The organism is Mycobacterium sp. 1423905.2 (assembly GCF_001673155.1).
Classification (GTDB): Bacteria; Actinomycetota; Actinomycetes; order Mycobacteriales; family Mycobacteriaceae; genus Mycobacterium.
Map to the genome: position 1 here is coordinate 1 of NZ_LZLE01000238.1, position 736 is coordinate 736.

General features: G+C 72.1%; 2 protein-coding genes. One reads left to right on the top strand and one right to left on the bottom strand.

The window, feature by feature from the left end; all coding sequences use genetic code 11:
- A partial coding sequence (locus A9W95_RS15070; RefSeq protein WP_371328027.1) for an O-methyltransferase occupies window positions 1–267 on the top strand: 267 nt, incomplete at its 5' end.
- A 201-nt stretch (window positions 268–468) separates the two neighbouring features.
- Here A9W95_RS15070 and A9W95_RS15075 read toward each other — a convergent pair.
- Window positions 469–736, bottom strand: a 268-nt coding sequence (locus A9W95_RS15075) for an O-methyltransferase (protein WP_371328076.1), incomplete at its 5' end; no start/stop codon positions are given.

Here is a 736-nt window from a genome sequence, read left to right on the forward strand (position 1 = left end):
GACCTGGTGTTCATCGACGCCGACAAGGAGAACTACCCCGCCTACCTCGAGTGGGCGGTGCGACTGGCCCGCCCCGGCGCGGTCATCGTGGTGGACAACGTCATTCGCAACGGACATGTGGCGGCGGCGGACTCCGGCGACGCCCGGATCACCGCGACCCGCCACACGCTGCAGCTGATGGGGGAGCACCCGCGGCTGGACACCGCGGCGCTGCAGACCGTCGGCGCCAAGGGGTGGGACGGGTTCGCGCTGGCGCTGGTGCGCTAGCCGCCGGCCGGCCGAGTGTGCTGGCCAAGTACGTCAAGCTGGTCAACTCCGCGGCGGTAGGCGCGGTCTGCGGCTGACCCTCCCGGCCAGCCGTCAGCGTGCGCTGACGCCGTCGAGTGTGTCCACACGGCGGGAAATCCCGACCAATCCCACCGTGACTGCACCCTCGACGCCCCCTGAGCACACTCGGCCGGCCGGCGGCTAGCGCACCAGCGCCAGCGCGAACCCGTCCCACCCCTTGGCGCCGACGGTCTGCAGCGCCGCGGTGTCCAGCCGCGGGTGCTCCCCCATCAGCTGCAGCGTGTGGCGGGTCGCGGTGATCCGGGCGTCGCCGGAGTCCGCCGCCGCCACATGTCCGTTGCGAATGACGTTGTCCACCACGATGACCGCGCCGGGGCGGGCCAGTCGCACCGCCCACTCGAGGTAGGCGGGGTAGTTCTCCTTGTCGGCGTCGATGACCGGCGGGTCC